The sequence below is a fragment of the Sphingopyxis sp. P8 genome (assembly GCF_020622175.1).
Taxonomy (GTDB): Bacteria; Pseudomonadota; Alphaproteobacteria; order Sphingomonadales; family Sphingomonadaceae; genus Sphingopyxis; species Sphingopyxis jiangsuensis.
Map to the genome: position 1 here is coordinate 1,331,211 of NZ_JACNMK010000001.1, position 17,130 is coordinate 1,348,340.

General features: G+C 65.0%; 20 protein-coding genes. 6 read left to right on the forward strand and 14 right to left on the reverse strand.

The features are described 5' to 3' along the window. Positions 1–13 precede the first annotated feature (13 nt). The 6 genes from H7692_RS06470 to H7692_RS06495 are packed head-to-tail and all read right to left on the reverse strand — an operon-like array spanning position 14 to position 6,233. A complete protein-coding gene (locus H7692_RS06470) occupies positions 14–1,804 on the reverse strand; it encodes an SLC13 family permease (RefSeq protein ID WP_201926923.1) in 1,791 nt (596 codons plus the stop codon). A gap of 4 nt (positions 1,805–1,808) precedes the next feature. Further along, on the reverse strand, positions 1,809–2,885 hold the full coding sequence (gene aroC, locus H7692_RS06475; protein ID WP_227339932.1) for a chorismate synthase: 1,077 nt from the start codon (positions 2,883–2,885) through the stop codon (positions 1,809–1,811). Between the two features lie 6 nt (positions 2,886–2,891). Beyond that, complete coding sequence (locus H7692_RS06480) at positions 2,892–3,422, reverse strand: GNAT family N-acetyltransferase (protein ID WP_201926927.1); 531 nt, start codon at positions 3,420–3,422, stop codon at positions 2,892–2,894. Continuing rightward, a complete protein-coding gene (gene fabI / locus H7692_RS06485) occupies positions 3,415–4,242 on the reverse strand; it encodes an enoyl-ACP reductase FabI (protein ID WP_227339933.1) in 828 nt (275 codons plus the stop codon). The genes H7692_RS06480 and fabI overlap by 8 nt, the downstream gene beginning before the upstream one ends. Further along, a complete protein-coding gene (locus tag H7692_RS06490; protein WP_201926931.1) occupies positions 4,239–5,315 on the reverse strand; it encodes a YihY/virulence factor BrkB family protein in 1,077 nt (358 codons plus the stop codon). Before H7692_RS06490 ends, fabI begins: the two co-directional genes overlap by 4 nt. Positions 5,316–5,318: 3 nt before the next feature. Further along, a complete protein-coding gene (locus H7692_RS06495) occupies positions 5,319–6,233 on the reverse strand; it encodes a DnaJ C-terminal domain-containing protein (RefSeq protein WP_201926933.1) in 915 nt (304 codons plus the stop codon). Between the two features lie 182 nt (positions 6,234–6,415). Between H7692_RS06495 and pdxH the strand changes: the two genes are divergently transcribed. Then, positions 6,416–6,994, forward strand: a complete 579-nt coding sequence (gene pdxH, locus H7692_RS06500; protein ID WP_227339934.1) for a pyridoxamine 5'-phosphate oxidase — start codon at positions 6,416–6,418, stop codon at positions 6,992–6,994. Beyond that, positions 6,991–7,806, forward strand: a complete 816-nt coding sequence (locus H7692_RS06505; protein ID WP_201926938.1) for a PhzF family phenazine biosynthesis protein — start codon at positions 6,991–6,993, stop codon at positions 7,804–7,806. Before pdxH ends, H7692_RS06505 begins: the two co-directional genes overlap by 4 nt. Here the strand turns inward: H7692_RS06505 and H7692_RS06510 are convergent. Next, positions 7,801–8,958 carry a serine hydrolase domain-containing protein gene (locus H7692_RS06510; RefSeq protein WP_227339935.1) on the reverse strand — a complete coding sequence of 386 codons (1,158 nt, stop codon included), beginning with the start codon at positions 8,956–8,958 and terminating at the stop codon, positions 7,801–7,803. The genes H7692_RS06505 and H7692_RS06510 overlap by 6 nt on opposite strands. A gap of 8 nt (positions 8,959–8,966) precedes the next feature. On the opposite strand from H7692_RS06510, the gene H7692_RS06515 reads away from it, so the two are divergent. Further along, positions 8,967–9,398: a hypothetical protein gene (locus H7692_RS06515; protein WP_227339936.1), complete on the forward strand. Its 432-nt coding sequence runs from the start codon at positions 8,967–8,969 to the stop codon at positions 9,396–9,398. A gap of 10 nt (positions 9,399–9,408) precedes the next feature. On the opposite strand, the gene H7692_RS06520 is transcribed toward H7692_RS06515, so the two are convergent. The 5 genes from H7692_RS06520 to H7692_RS06540 form a co-directional block, all read right to left on the reverse strand. Then, complete coding sequence (locus tag H7692_RS06520) at positions 9,409–10,329, reverse strand: alpha/beta fold hydrolase (protein ID WP_227339937.1); 921 nt, start codon at positions 10,327–10,329, stop codon at positions 9,409–9,411. 182 nt (positions 10,330–10,511) lie between these two features. Next, positions 10,512–11,396 carry a pirin family protein gene (locus H7692_RS06525; protein WP_227339938.1) on the reverse strand — a complete coding sequence of 295 codons (885 nt, stop codon included), beginning with the start codon at positions 11,394–11,396 and terminating at the stop codon, positions 10,512–10,514. Beyond that, on the reverse strand, positions 11,396–11,767 hold the full coding sequence (locus H7692_RS06530) for a cupin domain-containing protein (RefSeq protein ID WP_227339939.1): 372 nt from the start codon (positions 11,765–11,767) through the stop codon (positions 11,396–11,398). The genes H7692_RS06525 and H7692_RS06530 overlap by 1 nt, the downstream gene beginning before the upstream one ends. Further along, positions 11,764–12,123, reverse strand: coding sequence for a DUF2200 domain-containing protein (locus tag H7692_RS06535; RefSeq protein WP_201926950.1), 360 nt, complete (start codon positions 12,121–12,123; stop codon positions 11,764–11,766). The genes H7692_RS06530 and H7692_RS06535 overlap by 4 nt, the downstream gene beginning before the upstream one ends. A 3-nt stretch (positions 12,124–12,126) precedes the next feature. Continuing rightward, positions 12,127–12,405: a BolA family protein gene (locus H7692_RS06540; protein ID WP_390881083.1), complete on the reverse strand. Its 279-nt coding sequence runs from the start codon at positions 12,403–12,405 to the stop codon at positions 12,127–12,129. Here H7692_RS06540 and H7692_RS06545 point away from each other — a divergent pair. The 3 genes from H7692_RS06545 to H7692_RS06555 all read left to right on the forward strand — a co-directional run bounded on the left by H7692_RS06545 (position 12,404) and on the right by H7692_RS06555 (position 15,348). Beyond that, positions 12,404–13,063: a J domain-containing protein gene (locus H7692_RS06545; RefSeq protein WP_201926954.1), complete on the forward strand. Its 660-nt coding sequence runs from the start codon at positions 12,404–12,406 to the stop codon at positions 13,061–13,063. The two genes, H7692_RS06540 and H7692_RS06545, sit on opposite strands and share 2 nt — an antisense overlap. Positions 13,064–13,174: 111 nt before the next feature. After that, positions 13,175–14,164 carry a cobaltochelatase subunit CobS gene (gene cobS, locus H7692_RS06550; protein WP_201926956.1) on the forward strand — a complete coding sequence of 330 codons (990 nt, stop codon included), beginning with the start codon at positions 13,175–13,177 and terminating at the stop codon, positions 14,162–14,164. Next, positions 14,161–15,348, forward strand: a complete 1,188-nt coding sequence (locus tag H7692_RS06555; protein WP_222135592.1) for an alpha/beta hydrolase — start codon at positions 14,161–14,163, stop codon at positions 15,346–15,348. Before cobS ends, H7692_RS06555 begins: the two co-directional genes overlap by 4 nt. 7 nt (positions 15,349–15,355) lie before the next feature. Here H7692_RS06555 and H7692_RS15125 read toward each other — a convergent pair whose 3' ends face one another. Both H7692_RS15125 and H7692_RS06560 read right to left on the reverse strand, forming a co-directional pair. Continuing rightward, complete coding sequence (locus H7692_RS15125; RefSeq protein WP_261312147.1) at positions 15,356–15,490, reverse strand: hypothetical protein; 135 nt, start codon at positions 15,488–15,490, stop codon at positions 15,356–15,358. Then, positions 15,487–16,689, reverse strand: a complete 1,203-nt coding sequence (locus H7692_RS06560) for an MFS transporter (RefSeq protein ID WP_222135591.1) — start codon at positions 16,687–16,689, stop codon at positions 15,487–15,489. Before H7692_RS06560 ends, H7692_RS15125 begins: the two co-directional genes overlap by 4 nt. Positions 16,690–17,130: the final 441 nt, after the last annotated feature.

Consider the following 17,130-nt stretch of genomic DNA (forward strand, 5'->3'; position numbering starts at 1 on the left):
AACGGCTTGCGACCTAGATGAGCAATGTTATTGCGACGCAGGTCGTCGCCCCGACGATAAGCGTCAGCGGAATGCCCGCGCGGAAGAAATCGACGAAACGGTAATTGCCCGCCGCATAGACGAGCGTGTTTGTCTGATAGCCGATCGGCGTCGCAAAGCTCGCCGATGCGGCGAACATCACCGCGACGACGAGCGGATAGGGATCGACGCCAAGATCGCGCGCGACGGCGATGGCAAGCGGGGTGACGAGGATCGCAACTGCGTTATTCGTGATGATCTCGGTCAGCATCACCGAAATGACATAGGTGGCGAGCACCAGCCCCCACGGCGGCACGTTGCGGAGCAGCGGCGTGAGTTCGCCCACGACGATCGCGACGCTGCCCGAGTTTTCGAGCGCGAGCCCCACCGCAAGCATCGCGAAAATGAGGACGAGGACGTTGCCGTCGATCGAATCCCACGCCTCGTCGGCGTCGATACAGCGCGTAACGAGGATAAGCCCAACACCGATGATCGCTGCGACGCCGATATCGAGGATGTTGAATGTCGCGAGCAGGACGACGCCGAGCAGCGCACCGATGGCGATCGGGGCCTTGCTGCGCCGAAATTCGCGCTCGTTGGTCGACCCGACACCATAGAGATGCGGATTGCCATAAAGCTGCCCGACCTGATCGGCGGGGCCGGTGACGAGCACGCGGTCGATCGCCTGGATGCGCGCATTGGGCAGGTCGGGGCCCGGGGTCTTGCGAAAGCGGGCAATGCCGAGCACGCGCACCTTGAGCGCCGACAGAAACGGAATTTCGACAAGGCGCCGCCCGATGGCGGGATGGCTCGGTGCGATCATCGCTTCGACGATCGCCGTATCGTCCTGGTCGATGTCGTCATGTCCCGCAGTCAGGCCGATCGCGATATTCTTGTTCGCGCGCATCGACAGCAGTTCGGCCAGCTCGAGCCGAAGCACGAGCCGGTCGTCGGCTTCGAGCCGCTCGCTCTCGATCCCGCTCCGGCGCAGCACCGCGCCACGTTTCAGGCCGACGAGCTTGACGGTGGCGCGCTTCACGAACGGCACATCGCTGACCTTGCGCCCGACGAGCGTTCCGCCCTTCAGAATGCGGACCTCTGACAGGAAACTGCGATGGTCCTGGCTCAGCGCGATCTGTTGCGGCGTGTCGTCGGGAAGGAAGTGCCGCGCAATCAGAATCAGCGCGAGCACACCCGCGGCGCCCGCGACAAGTCCGACCGGCGTGATGGTGAAGATACCGAACCGGTCGAGGCCGTTTTCGTCGGCGACGGCGGCGACAAGCAGGTTCGTCGATGTGCCGATCAGCGTCGTCGTCCCGCCGAGGATCGCAACATAGGAGAGCGGTATCAGCAAGCGTTTCGCGCTCAGCCCCAGCGCGCTCGCAAGCTTCATCATGATCGGGATCATGACGACGACGACGGGCGTGTTGTTGAGGAAAGCCGAGGCGAAATAGGCGCCGACGAACATTTCGGCGAGCGCCAGCTTCGGGTGGCGCTGCGCGCGCGCGATAATCCGGTTGGCGATCGCATCGAGCGTCCCGGTACGCAGCAGCGCACCCGACAGGATGAACATTGCGCCGATCGTCACCGGCGCCGAATTGGAAAAGACCGAGAACAGGTCCTTGCCCGACAAAATGCCGAGAAACAGGAAGGTGCAGGTGCCAAGGATCGCGACAACTGCCGCAGGGAAGCGCTCGACGACGAAACCGACGAACATCAGCGCGAGCACGATAAGGCCGATGATCGCCTGATAATCGGCGATGAAGGCCTGCGCCGCCGCGATCATACGCTCAGCCGCATTGCGCCCTGTGGAGCAGCTTGTGGTCGGCGAGGACGAGCGCCATCATCGCCTCGACGACCGGCGCGCCGCGGATGCCGACGCACGGGTCGTGTCGCCCCTTTGTTACGATATCGGTCGCCTCGCCCGCCTTGTTGACCGTCGGCACGGGCGTCAGGATCGAACTCGTTGGCTTGAACGCGACGCGGACGACCACGGGCTGCCCCGTCGAAATGCCCCCGGCTATGCCGCCCGCATTGTTCGACAGGAAATCGGGGCGGTTGCTGCCGTCGGTCGCAGGACGCATCGGGTCGGCATTTTCCTCGCCGCGCAGCCGCGCCGCGTTGAAGCCAGCGCCGATTTCAACGCCCTTCACCGCATTTATCCCCATCATCGCCGCCGCCAGATCGGCGTCGAGCTTGGCATAGACAGGGGCGCCCCACCCGGCAGGCACGTCGCTGGCCGCGCATTCGATGACCGCGCCTAGCGAGCTTCCGGCCTTGCGCGCTGCGTCCATCAGCCCTTCCCACCGCTGAGCCGCCGCGGGATCGGGGCAGAAGAAGGGGTTGCGGTCGATCTCCTCAAGATCGAAATTGGCGGGATCGATCGCATCGCCCCCGATTTCGGCAACCCACGCATGGATCTGAACTTCGGGGATGACGAGCCGCGCCACCGCGCCCGCCGCCACCCGCGCTGCGGTCTCGCGCGCGCTCGACCGGCCGCCGCCGCGATAGTCGCGGATGCCGTATTTGGCGTCATAGGCATAATCGGCGTGGCCGGGGCGATAGGCTTGCGCGATCTCGCCATAATCTTTCGACCGCTGGTCGACATTCTCGATCATCAGGCTGATCGGCGTGCCCGTCGTCTTGCCCTCGAACACCCCCGACAGGATGCGCACCTGATCGGGTTCCTTGCGCTGCGTGGTATGGCGCGACTGGCCCGGGCGGCGCTTGTCGAGAAAAGGCTGGATATCCGCCTCCGACAGCGACAGGCGCGGCGGGCAACCGTCGACGACCGCACCGAGCGCGGGGCCATGGCTTTCCCCCCAGGTCGTGAAGCGAAGAACGCGCCCGAAGCTGTTGAAACTCATCGTCCCCTATCCCAGTCGGCCGAATGCTGGCGCATAGTCCGCCCGGCCGCCTTGCGGCCATTCGGCGTTCGAGTCCAGCATCATCGCCATGAAATGCGGCCCTGAAAAGGGGGACGCGAAGCGATCGGCAAGATCGATGGAATAGCCAAAGCGCCGGTAATAGTCGACGTGCCCCAGCACGAAACTCATCGCAATGCCTTGCTGACGAAGCGCATCGAGCCCGGCGTTGATGAGCGCTGCGCCGATGCCTTCACCCTGCCGAGCGCGAACCACCGACACGGGCGCAAGCCCCGCTGCCGACAGCGCGGCGCCGTCCGCCTCGACATCCATCCGACTGAACAGCACATGTCCGACTAGCGCACTACCGCTTTCGGCGACGAGCGAGACGAGTGCGTCGCCATCGTCACTCAGCATCCGTACCAGCTCAGCCTCGCCCTGATGACCGAATTCGGTCTGTGCAAAAGCCGCGCGAACGAGCAGGTCAATATCCTCGGCATCGGTCTTGCTGGCTGACCGTATCAGCAGTTCGTCAGGCAAGCGCGATATCCGGCGCGTCTTCCTGTTTCATGCCGATGGTGTGATAGCCCGCGTCGACATGGTGCGTTTCGCCCGTCACGCCGCTTGCCAGATCGCTCAGCAGATAGAGCGCCGATCCGCCCACATCGTCGATCGTAACGTTGCGGCGCAGCGGCGCATTGAACTCGTTCCACTTCAGGATCAGGCGGAAATCGCCGATTCCGCTCGCCGCCAGCGTCTTGATCGGCCCTGCCGAAATTGCGTTCACGCGAACGCCCTGCGGGCCATAATCATTGGCGAGATATTTGACGCTCGTCTCGAGCGCCGATTTGGCGACGCCCATGACATTGTAATGCGGGATGACCTTTTCGGCGCCATAATAGCTGAGCGTCAGCAGCGACCCGCCGCCCTTGCCCGTTTCGGGGTCATAGGGCGTCATCATTGCCGCCGCGCGCTGCGCGACTGCGGTGAAGCTGTACACGCTGATGTTCATCGTCATCAGGAAGTCGTCGAGCGTCACATCGGCATATTTGCCCCGCAGCGCCTCCTTGTTCGTATAGCCGATGGCGTGGACAACGAAGTCGATCGTCGGCCAGCGGTCGGCGAGCGTCGCAAAGGCGGCGTCGAGATTGCCCATGTCGCCAACGTCGCAGTCGATCAGGAAATCGCAGCCGAGCTGGTCGGCGAGCGGCTTGACCCGCTTCAGCATCACTTCGCCCTGATAGCTGATCGCAAGTTCGGCGCCGTGCTCGTGCAGCGCCTTCGCAATGCCCCATGCGAGCGACTTGTCGTTGGCAAGCCCCATGATCAGCCCGCGCTTGCCCTTCATCAGACCCGTCATATATTTTCTCCGGCTTCGGCAATTCTTTCGTCCACGCGCCCAATAGCGTGATGGTCCAAATCCTCAACCTCGACGAGCGCGGCGTTGAGTTCGGCACCGATGACCATACCCAATCCGACGAGGTAGAAAAAGAAAAGCGCGACCATCACTCCGGCGAGGCTGCCATAGGTCGCGTCATAGCGGAGCAGGCCCGCAAGCAGCGGCGGCAGCGCGAGCGTCACGCCGATCCACCACAAGGTCGTAAACAGCGCACCCGGCCATTTGGGACAGTGCTTGAGCCGCCGGTATTTCGACGGGGTCAGCCAATAGAAGAGCATATAGATGGCAAGAAACAGCCCGAAGCCCGAAACGCCGCGCGAAATCGCGACCGCGCCCGCCGTTTGATAGGCTGCGGGAAGAAAGCGGGCAACGAACTGCTCGATCCCCGAAATCAGCACCTGCAGGCTGAACGACAGCAACATCAACACGACCGCGCCGGTGATGATGCCGATCGACAGCAAGCGATAATGAAAAAAGCCCTTGGAAAAATGGGTGCCATAGGCACGGCGCAGAATGTCGCGGATCGTTTCGACCAGGCTGCCGACGGTCCAGAGCGCGACGAGCGCGCCGAGCCACAGGAAAAGCCCGGTGCGCGCCGTCATCACCTCGCGGATAGGCCCGGCGAGCGCGCGCGCGACGGTGGGAGGCATCAACGAAAACACCGCTTCGATCGCGGCCTCACCGCCCGCGCTACCACCGATCAGGCTGAGTGCCGCAGCAAGAAGAATGAAGAAGGGGAACAACGCGATCAGCGCCAGATAGGCAAGATTGCCGGCGTGGATAAACCCGTCCGTATAGGTGCCGACGACCACGCGCCGGAGAATCTCGAACACCCGCGTACCGGGGCCGAGCCGCTCGCGGCCGCGCTCGATAATGCCGAGCGAATGGGCGCGGACATGGGTGCGTTTTGCGCGCTCGGCGCGCGCCTCGGGCGAATGCGGCGAATGACCCTCGGCGAAAAACTCCCGATCGACCTCTTCGGCAACCTCGCGCTCCAGCGCATCGACCGATTCAGGATTGGGTTTATCGCTCACCGGTCACACGCCGAGGTCGGCCCGCACCGCGCGCTTGTCCGACCATGCATCGACCAGCTTCGCCAGATCGGCGTCGTCGCCCGGCAGGTCGACCATCAACCGCACGAGCTGGTCGCCGCGCCCGCCGCCCTTCTGGCTGAATCCCTTTCCTTTCAGCCGCATCACCTTCCCCGACGTCGAGCCTGCGGGGATCGAGAGCATGACCGGGCCGTCGACCGTCGGAACCTTGACCTTTGCGCCTTTCACGGCCTCGGTCAGCGTGACGGGCAGGTCGAGCCGGATATTCGCTCCGTCGCGTTCGAAAAAGGGGTGGTCCTTGACCGTGATGGTGACGATGCCGTCGCCATTGCCGCCGGGTCCCGGTTGCCCCTTGCCCGCCAGGCGCATCTGTGTCCCGGTTTCAACGCCCGCGGGCAGCTTGAGATCGATCGTGCCGCCGTCGGCGAGCGTGATGCGTTGCGGCGCCTGCGTCGCGGCGTCGATGAACGATACCGACAGCCGATAGGCGACATTGGCGCCTTTGGGCGGCGGCGCCTGACGTCCGCCAAAACCGCCGAACGGACCGCCGCCCGCGCGGCCACCGAACAGCCCTTCGAAAATATCGGCGAAGTCGGCGCCATCCCCGCCAAAGCCGCCCTGCGCGCCGCGCGGGTCGCCGCGAAACCCGCCGCCGCCATAGCCGAAGGGCATGGCCGGGTTTCCATCGGCGTCGATTTCGCCGCGGTCGAATTGCGCCCTCTTCGTCTTGTCGGAGAGCAGGTCATAGGCCTTGGTCGCGTCCGAGAATTTCTCCGCCGCTTTCGGGTTATCCTTGTTCCGGTCGGGGTGAAGCTCTTTCGCGAGCTTGCGATATGCCGATTTGATCTCCGCGTCGCTTGCGCCCTTTGCGACGCCCAGGGTGGAATAGGGATCTGCCATAAACCTGTCTGTAGCCTGATATGCCGACGGGCGAAAAGGCCCGATTGCCGACCGATGTGGGAAAGCCGCGTCACCCGGTCAAGCGCTTTGCAATATGTGGCTTTTCATTCGGCACCGGGTAGCGCACCGACGGCACAGGCTTTCGCTCGACGCGGCTGGCGCTCGGCATTATGACCGCGCTCATGACGAACGACCCCTTTGACCTGTTCGACGCCTGGTTCGCCGAAGCGGCGGCGAGCGAACCCAATGACGCCAATGCAATGGCGCTCGCGACGACCACCCCCGCAGGGCTTCCATCGCTCCGAATGGTCCTTCTCAAAGGGCATGGCCCCGACGGCTTCATCTTCTACACCAATCTCGACAGCCGAAAGGGCGGCGAACTCGCGGAGAATCCGCATGTCGCGCTGCTCTTTCACTGGAAGTCGCTGCGCCGTCAGATCCGCATCGAAGGCCCGGTCGTGCCCGTCGACGATCGCGTCGCCGACGCCTATTTCGCGACCCGCAGCCGCGACAGCCAGCTTGGCGCCTGGGCGAGCGACCAGTCGCGTCCGCTCGACCGGCGCGAGACGTTCGAGGCGCGTTTCGTCGACATGCAGCGGCGCTTCGAAGGGCAGGACGTCCCGCGCCCGCCGCGCTGGTCGGGTTGGCGCGTCGTGCCCGACCGCATCGAATTCTGGCAGGACCGCGCGCACCGGCTGCACGAGCGCACGCTGTTCGAACGCGACGGCGATGCCTGGACGAAAGGAATGCTCTATCCATGAGCTGGCGCCGTTTTCCGATCACCCGCGTCGACGCATTTGCCGACCGGCCCTTCGCAGGAAATCCCGCGGCGGTGATGCCACTCGACGACTGGCTCGACGATGCGACATTGCTCGCGATGGCTGCCGAGAACAATCTGTCCGAAACTGCCTTCCTGGTCCCCGACGACAGCGACGACGCCGATTATGAGCTGCGCTGGTTCACGCCGGGGCTGGAGATTGCTCTGTGCGGGCACGCGACGCTCGCCAGCGGGCACGTGCTGCTCACCGCGGCACCCTATCGCGACAAGATGCTGTTCCGCACGCGCAAGGCCGGCGTGCTGACGGTCGCGCGCGATGGCGAAGATGGCTATCGCATGGCGCTCCCCGCCTTTCCGCCGGAACCCAAGCCACTCGCCGGGATTGCGGCTGCGGTCGGCGGAACGCCGGTCGAGACGCTGTGGCACGATGGGCGCTATGCCGTGCTTGTCTATGCGACTGCCGCCGAAGTGCGCGGGCTCGCCCCCGACATGGCGGCGCTCCGCGCGATCGGCGACGTGCAGGCCATTGCGACCGCGCCCGGATCGGGCGATGCGGCAGGAAGCGACATCGTCAGCCGGGTTTTCGTCCCCGGAGCGGGGGTCGACGAAGACCCGGTGACGGGCTCGGCGCATTGCGTGTTGACGCCCTATTGGACGAAGCGGCTCGGCCGCGACCGTTTCACGGCCTTTCAGGCGAGCGCGCGCGGCGGCCATCTCGGCTGCCGCCTCGACGGCGACCGTGTCGAGCTGTCGGGTCGTTGCGTCACGACGCTGACCGGCGAATTCCTGCTATAGCGCTGCCTGCAGGTCGGCGAGACGCTGGCGCAACGCCGGAAACTGATCCTCTTTGGTGACGCCCAACCGCACGATCGTCACCCGCTGCGACGGCGAGACGATGATATATTGGCCCTGATGGCCGATGCACGCGAACAGGTCGTTCGGCCCGCGCTCGGGCCAAAGCGCCGCGCGCGCGCCCGGCGGACGCCGCCGGTTGAGCCAGATATGCCCGCCATAGCCCGCATCGTTCGGCGAAGGCGACAGCATGAAGCGCATCCAGCTTTCGGGCAGCAATCGCTGGCCGCCCGCGACGCCCCGGTTGCGCAGGAACTCGCCGAAACGCGCATAATCGCGTGCCGTGGCATGCATGATCGAGCCGCCGATCATCGTCCCCTTCGCGTCGAATTCCGGCGTCAGGCTGGTCATACCGAGCGGCTCGGCCAGTCGCCCGCGGATATATTCGCGCATCGCGTCGCGGCGCGCGGTCGCGCCCTGCGCGGGGGTCAGCGTGTCGGCCAATATGTCAGACAGGATGACACTGGTCGCCGAACTATAGTTGAACCGCTCGCCGGGCTGCGCGGCCGCGGGCTTCGCTTCGGCAAAACCCGCCATGTCGGCGGCTCCTGCGCCGAACAGCATTTCGACGGTGTCGCCCTCCCAGATCGGATCGCCATTTTCGACATGCTCGATCCCCGACGACATATGGAGCAGATGGCGCAGCGTGATGGCGCCGCGCGGATCGCCGCTGCGCTGCCACGCGGCGACCGGGGCGGGACCGTCGAGCGCAAGTTGCCCGTCGGCGACCATGAACCCCGCGAGCACTGCGGTAATGCTCTTGGCCATCGACCAGCTGATAAGCTTCGTGTCGGGCCCGAATCCCGCGGCATAACGTTCGTAAACGAGATCGCCGTCGCGCAGCACGAGAAGCGCGCGCGTCTGCCCGACCGCTTCGCTTTCCGAAAAAAGCGCTTCGGCCTTCGCGTGCAGATCGGCGGGAAGCGCGGGGAGCGGCTGGGGGTCGTCGGCAGCCGCAGCGGGGTCGAGCGATGCTCCGAGCTTTGGAACCGGCGCCGCGGGCGCCATTGTGCCCGGCGCGGCCGCGAGCGACAAGGTCCAGCTGCCCAGAAGCACCAGCGCGGCACTTGCCACCAAGGCTTTTTTGGTCATCATGCCCGACCGTGACTAACACCAACCCGCCCTCATCGGCAACGCCCGAGCCCGTACCGCCGCCTCCGTCGTCTGTATCCCGGTCAGACATCCCCGCAACCGGAAGGGACCGGGCGCGCAAGCCCGGACGCTGGGGCGGGTGCCTGCCGTGGGCGATCCTGATCGGCGTCATACTTGCGGGCTGGCTGGTCTGGAAATTTCCGTCGTTCAAGGCACAGGCCGAGCTCGGTTCGGCCTATGCCGCGCGCGTCGGTTGCTCGTGCCGCTACGTCCAGGGCCGCAGCCTCGAAAGCTGCCAGAGCGACTTCGAACCCGGCATGGAGATGGTGTCGCTGAGCGAGGATCCCGACACGCGCAACATCACCGGCAGCGTCCCCCTCCTCGCCGCGCGCAGCGCGCGCTATGCGGGAGCAAGCGGCTGCCTGCTCGACCCCGCCGATTAGGGTCAGGATCTCAGGAAACTAGAAAGGCGTCCATCGCGGCATTGACCGCGTCGGGCGCCTCCCACGGCACGAAATGGCCGCAGTCGGGGACGCGGACAATCGTCGCGTTGGGAACAAGTTCATCGATGCCCTCGAGGTTGCATGGCGGCAGGGCCGTATCGTCCAGCGCCCAGATCACGAGCGTCGGAATGGTCAGCGTCGGAAACGGCGACGACGGCGGTTCGGCATAGGGATCGTCCATTGCAGGCACCGCCAGCGGCGACGCGCGGTACCAATTGAGCATCGCGCGGCAGGCGTCGCGATCTTCCCAGTCGGCGAGCAGACGGTCGATTTCGTCGGCTGGCTGCAATCCGCCGCTCGGCGTCCGCCCCTCGAACGCCAGCCCCAATATCCCTGCAATCCCCTTTTCCTCGACCAGCCCGTCGTTCGCGGCGTCGCGGAAGGTGCGGATATATTGGCTCGCCGCGCGCTGCTCGGCATTGGTCGCGAGCAGGCGCTGGAAAATGCCGGGGTGCGGCGCGTTGGCAATCACCGCGCGCGTCACGCGCCCGGCCCATTGGGGATGCAGTCCGCCCGGCTGGCCGCCGAGTGCGACACCCCACGCAATCGCCCCGCCCCAATCATGACCGACAACGGTGAACTCATCGACCTCGAGCGCGTCGGCGAGCGCGAATATGTCGGCGATCAACTTGTCGGGGGTATAGGCCTCGACCGCCTGCGGCTTCGACGAGCCGCGATAGCCGCGCTGGTCGGGCGCAATGCAGCGAAAGCGAGTCGCGAAATGCGGAAGCTGGTGGCGCCACGTGCGGTGCGATTCGGGAAAGCCGTGGAGGAAGATCAACACCGGCGCGTCGCGCGGCCCCATATCGACCGTGTCGAGTTCGACTCCGGTTGCAAGTTTCACCCGCCGCTGTTCGAAATCGCCGACCATCGCCCACTCCCTTTGGTTTCGTTTCGCAACCAATGTGGCGAGGATCAGAGCGGCTGGCAAGCCGCGACAATGGATGGGGTGCGAGGTTATGGGGTCGGGAGCGACGGCAGGTCCGGATCGGGTGGATCACGGCCGTTCCCCATAGCAGTCGCCGCTAGGGTCAGGACCCTAGGGTCCTGACCCTAAGGATAGCTCACCGTCTTTGGCACTTCGGGGATCGGGATGAATTCCTCGCTGTCGCCGGGGACGAGCGGGAAATTGCGGTCCTTCCAGTCGTGTTTCGCCTGCGTGATTCGTTCGCGCGACGAGCTGACGAAGTTCCACCAGACGTGGCGCGGGGTCGTGAACGCCTCGCCGCCGAGCAGCATCACGCGCGCGTCGCTCGCCGCACGCAGCGTCATCGCCTCGCCGGGTTTCAATATATACAGGCTGTGCCTTTCAAGCCGCTCGCCGTCGAGGCTGGCGTCGCCGAGTGCCACGAGCACGGCACGCTCATCCGCTTCGGCTTCGATGGGGATGCTCGCGCCTGCGTTCATCAATATATCGGCATAGATGGTCGCGCTGTGCTGGGTGATCGGCGATGTCGCGCCCCACAGGCTGCCCATGATGACGCGCGCCGAAACGCCATTGTCTTCGACCAAAGGCAGGTCGTCCTTCGCCACATGCTCGAACGCCGGATCGATCTCTTCCTTGCCGTCGGGCAGCGCGAGCCAGGTCTGCATTCCCGAGATCGGCGATCCCGTGGCGCGCGCGGCCGAAGGCGTGCGCTCCGAATGAACGATACCGCGGCCTGCGGTCATCAGATTGCACGCCCCCGGCCGGATCGTCGCATAGGTGCCAAGGCTGTCGCGATGGTCGATCGCGCCTTCGAAGAGATAGGTGACGGTGGCGAGGTTGATGTGCGGGTGCGGGCGCACGTCCATCCCCTTGCCGATGTCGAAATGCGCCGGACCGAATTGATCGACGAAGATGAAGGGACCGACCATCGTGCGCGCCTTGTCCGGCAGGGTGCGGCGCACCTCGAAAGCGCCGATGTCGTGCGTCGAGGGCGTAATCACCGTAACCATCAGCCAAGCCTTTCGAGGGTCGTTCGCGTCTTGTCGGTTTCGACATTGCCGGTGTTGAGCACCGTGTTGGGCTCGAGAAGCAGGACATGGCATTCGCCGTCCAGTGCCTCGGGGCAATGTTCCACCCCGTGCGGAATGATGATGAATTCGCCTGCTTCGACGATCACATCGCCGGTGCGCAGCCCCATCTTCATCCGCCCTGCGACGACGAGGAACAGTTCATCCTCGCGCTCATGATGATGCCAGTCGAACTTGCCGTCGAGTTTCACCAGCTTGACCTGGAAATCGTTGATGTCGCCCGCAACGCGCGGATTCCAATGGTCGCCAAAACTGGCAAAGGCGTGCGCCAGATTGACCTTGTCGATCGTCATGATGCCGGCGCCCGAAGGATCTTTTCCATCGCCTTGCCCTTGGCAAGCTCGTCGACCAGCTTGTCGAGATAGCGGATCTCGCGCATCAGCGGGTCGTCCACATTCTCGACGCGGACGCCGCAGACGACACCCTTGATCTGGTCGCGCGCGCTGTTCATCGCGGGTGCCTTGTCGAAAAAGCCGCGAAAGTCGGTCGCAGACGCGATCTCCGCGTCGAGTTGCTTCTGGCTATATCCCGTCAGCCACCGGATGATCTCATCAACCTCGGCCTTTGTCCGCCCCTTGCGTTCGGCCTTGGCGACATAGTGCGGATAGACGCTGGCGAAGCTGGTCGAAAAGATGCGATGCTCCGCCACCCGCTACTCCCCCGGCGCCGTCGCGCGGATCGCGAGCGCGTGGACGCGCTGCCCCGGCAAATCGCCCAGCGCCTTGTTCACCGCGCGCTGGCGCGCGACGCGGTTCTGCCCGGCAAAGCCCGCCCATTCGATGCTCAGGCTGAAATGCGACTCGCCCGACCCGTCATCGCCGGCATGGCCATGATGTTGCGCGCTATCATTGCTGAGCACGAAATTGGCGTCGGGAAAAGCTGCGCGTAGCAGGCTTTCCATTTCTGTTTGCACGGGGCCCTTGGTCGTCATGGGGTTGACCATAGCCGCCGCGTCGCCAAATTATAAGGCCTCCCAAGACTCCCGAAAGCCTGGTTTGCCTCCTTCTGCCCGCCCCAATCGATTCCACGGTCGCATTCCCCGCGAAGCGCCCTGCGCCGTTCCCGGCTGCGGCGAGGCCGGCGAATTTCGTGCCCCGGCCACGGCGCATCGCTCGCCCGACGGGCCGCCGCCCTACCGCTGGCTGTGCCTTGACCATGTGCGCGAATTCAATGCGGGCTATAATTTCTTTGACGGGATGAGCGCCGACCAGATTCTGGCCGCGCAGTCGCCGACGTCGGGCTGGGAAACCGAAAGCCGCGCCTTTCGCGCAGCGGGGAGCGCGGACCTGCCGCCGCGCTGGGCCGATTTCAAGGATCCGATGGACGCGCTCGGCGCGCGCTTTCGCCAGCGGATGGACGAGGCGCGGCGCGAGGCCGCCGACCCGCGCTTCACGCGCGACGAGCATCGCGCGCTCCAGACGATGGGGCTTGCGGCCGATGCCGACCGCACCGCGTTGCGCCGCCGCTACGGCGAACTGGTCCGCAAATATCACCCCGACCGCAACGGTGGCGACCGCAGTTACGAAACGCGGCTTGGCGCGGTGGTCGAGGCCTATCAACTGCTCCGCAAATCGCGCGCCTTCGCCTGACGTGTCGACGACAAAAGGCGTTGCAAGCCGCAACCCGTCGCTCTACCGCGCTATGCTTGGCGCCGTCGGCTCCGCCGGCGACTCTCCTCCAATATCAGCTGGGCCTTTGACATGACCGACATTCCGAACAGCCTCCCCGACCATCACGGTTCGACGCTCCTCGCCGCGCCCGATACCGAGGTCGATGCGCGCGAGATGTTCGGGGTCGACATCGACATGAAGGTCCCGGCGTTCAGCGAGGCCGACGAGCGCGTTCCCGACCTCGACCCGGCCTATGTCTTCGACGGCGACACCACCCTCGCGATCCTCGCGGGCTTCAAGTTCAACCGTCGCGTGATGGTGCAGGGCTATCACGGCACGGGCAAATCGACGCATATCGAACAGGTTGCCGCGCGGCTCAAATGGCCGTGCATCCGTGTCAACCTCGACGCGCATATCAGCCGCATCGACCTTGTCGGCCGCGACGCGATCGTGCTGCGCGACGGACAGCAGGTCACCGAGTTCCGCGAAGGCCTGCTCCCCTGGGCGCTGCAGACGCCGACCGCGCTCGTCTTTGACGAATATGACGCGGGACGCCCCGACGTGATGTTCGTGATCCAGCGCGTGCTCGAGGCCGAGGGCAAGCTGACGCTGCTCGACCAGAACCGCGTCATCCGCCCGAATCCGCATTTCCGTCTTTTCTCGACCGCGAACACCGTCGGACTTGGCGATACGAGCGGGCTGTATCATGGCACGCAACAGATCAACCAGGGCCAGATGGACCGCTGGAACATCGTCGTCACGCTGAACTATCTGCCCGCCGCAACCGAAAGCGCGATCATTCTGGCGAAGGTTCCCGCCACCGACGAGACGACCGTCGCCAACATGGTCAAGGTCGCCGATCTGACGCGGCAGGGCTTTATCAACGGCGACATCTCGACCGTGATGAGCCCGCGCACCGTGATCAGCTGGGCGCAGAACACCGCGATTTTCAACAATCTCGGCTTTGCCTTCCGCCTGTCCTTCCTCAACAAGTGCGACGAGGCCGAGCGGATGATCGTCGCCGAATATTTCCAGCGCGTGTTCGGCGAGGACCTTCCCGAAGGCGTCGTCGGCAAGTGATTTTGCCGCGCCGCCTCTGGGTGGCGCTCGCGGCGCTCGCGCTCGCCGGTTGCGCGACCGGCGTCGACTACGGACCGGTGCGCCACGCCGACTATGTCGCCGACGCGCGCTGCACGCCGGACCCCGGCGCGCCTGTCGATGACGCTGCGCTGCCGCTCTTCTTTGCGACGAGCCGCCTGCCCGATTGTCGCAGCCCCGAGATCGTCCTGCTCTCCCATCGCGGCGACAGGGTGCGCTATGGCCGCTTCGCCGCACCGCGCGATGAGATGGTGAGCGGCAAACAACGCTTTCGCACGCCCTTCGCCCTGCAGACACCCGACGACTGGTGGCGCGCGCTGCGGGCAGAAACCGACCGCCGTCAGGGCCGCGTCCTGCTTTACGTGCATGGATATCGCGAGAATTTCGAGACGACCACCAAGGATGCCGCGCAGATCAGCCGGATGACGGGGTTCGACGGTCCGGTTGTCGCCTATAGCTGGCCGTCGCAGGGCGACCTGCTCGGCTATGGCGTCGACGAGACGAACATGTATCACGACGTCCGCAATTTCCGCGACTTCCTGAAAGCGCTCGCCGAACAGGACTGGGTCAAGGAAATCGTCGTCGTTTCGCATTCGCTCGGCGCGCGGCTGGTCGTTCCCGCCATCGCCTATGTCGACCGCGTCGCCGCCCGCGAAGACAGCAGCAATATTTCGAACATCATCCTCGCCTCGCCCGACATCGACCGCGAAACGTTCGAGCGCGACGCGCAAGACTTTGTGCTCACTGCACGACGCGTGGCGGCAGGAAGGCGCATCACCGTCTATGTTTCGCATTCCGACAAGGCGCTGGCGGCGTCGCGGACGCTGCACGGCTACCCGCGGCTGGGTTCGCCCTATTGCTTCGACACTTTCGCCGCCGACGAACTCAAGGCCGAGGGGCTACCCGTGCGTTGCTACGCCGCCGCGATGCCGGGGGTCACGATCATCGACACGACGGACGTGTCGCGTGGGGCGACCGGACACAGCAATTTCCTGCGCAGCGCCGTCGCGTGCCGCGACTTCATCGATGTCGTCGCGGGCAGAAACGAACGGTCCGAGCGCGTCGCAACGAAATGGCCGCACGTCTTCCTGCTACGCCCCGATAAGGCGATGCCAAAGGAGATGGATGAAGCCATCTGTCATCGGGTGGGCAACGGCGAAGGCTGACGCCGCGTCAGCCGAAGCCGCACATGATCGCCATATCGGCGAGCCAAACGACCGCTCCTTCGCTGCGCCACAGCGCCAGACCGGCGACCGCGATCAGCGCAAAGGCGCCGAGCGCGATCCAGTCGTGCCGCGCGATCCTCATGCCGGTTGCAGCCTTTTGACGGGGCTGTCGGCGATTGGCAGGTGCACCAGCCCTGCAAAAAGGCCGAGCGCGATCGCAAAGCCCCACGCGATGTCATAGCTTCCCGTTGCGTCGAAGATCAGCCCCGCCATCCACGCGCCGAAGAAGCTGCCGACCTGATGGCTGAGGAAGACGATGCCATAGAGCATCGACAGGTGACGGATGCCGAAAATGCGCCCGACGATGCCGCTGGTGAGCGGGATCGTGCCGAGCCACAGGAAGCCCATCGCGCCCGCGAAAACGAGCGCGCTCGCATGGCTGAGCGGGACGAAGAGGAAGAGCGCGATGACCGCCGAGCGTGCGGTGTAGAGCGCCGACAGCACATATTTCTGCCGCATCATGTCGCCCGCGCGCCCGAAGACATAGGAGCCGAGGATGTTGAACAGCCCGACGAGCGCCAGCACCTGCGCGCCAATCTCGATACCCAGCCCCTTGTCGTCGAGGTAGGATGGCAGGTGCGTCGCGATGAAGGCGATGTGGAAGCCGCAAACGAAAAAGCCGGCGTTGAGCAGCCAGTAACCGCGATGCACCGCCGCCTCGCGCAGCGCCTCGCGCGCGCCTTGTTCCTCGACCGCCAACGCCCCCGGCGCACCGGCCGCAGCCGGGCGTCCGGCGACGCCGATCGCGAGCAGCCCGCACAAGGCGACAAGCGCCGCCATTATCCACAAGGTCTGCTCATAACCGACACCACCCAGCAGCGATGACGCGACCGGCACGACCAGGAACTGGCCGAGCGATCCGCCCGCAGTGACGATGCCGAAGGCGGTGCTGCGCTTCTCCGCGCTCACCACGCGCCCGACTGCGCCGAGCACGACGACAAAGGTCGTCGCCGACTGCGCCATGCCGATGAGCAGCCCGAAACTGATATGAAGGCCGAGCGCGTCGGTCGCGAGCGCCGCGCTGACGAGTCCGGCCGCATAGAGCAGCGACCCGACGACCACGACGCGTCCCGCGCCATGCTTGTCGGCGAGCGCGCCGACGAAAGGTTGGACGAGGCCGAAAAGCAGGTTCTGGAGCGCCATCGCAAGCCCGAAGTCGGACCGGCTGATGCCGATCTCGACGCTCATTTGCGGAAGGAACAATCCGAAACTTTGCCGCACGCCCATCGCGAGGGTGACGATGAAGGCCGCGCAGGCGATGACGATCCAGGGTTTTTTCATTGGGGGAGACCTATGGCTGGGGGAAACCATGGAGCGCCGATGCGCCTCGGACGGCGCAAGGTCAAGCGAGCTTAGGGTCAGGACCCATTAATTACGCGTACGAGGTTTGAAGCGATTTTGTTCAGTGCGAGGAGGCAAGGCGACGGAATATGTCGATATTTCGAGGCTTGCCGACGAAGCAATGGACAAAATCGGTCAAATCCCGGAGGGACGCCGAAATGGCTTCGATCTCGCGCCCGCGCGGCCTTGCGGGTAGCGATGCTACCCGCTGCACCCGCCCGGACCCGATATCTTCGCCATTTCGACGCCTCGAACGCGTAATTAATGGGTCCTGACCCTAGCTATGGCTTTGCTTAACCCTTCTTTCGCCACCCCCGGACTGATCGGCGATCATACCTCTCAGGCGAGGAACTGGTGCCCCCCGGCGAAAGCCGGGGCCAC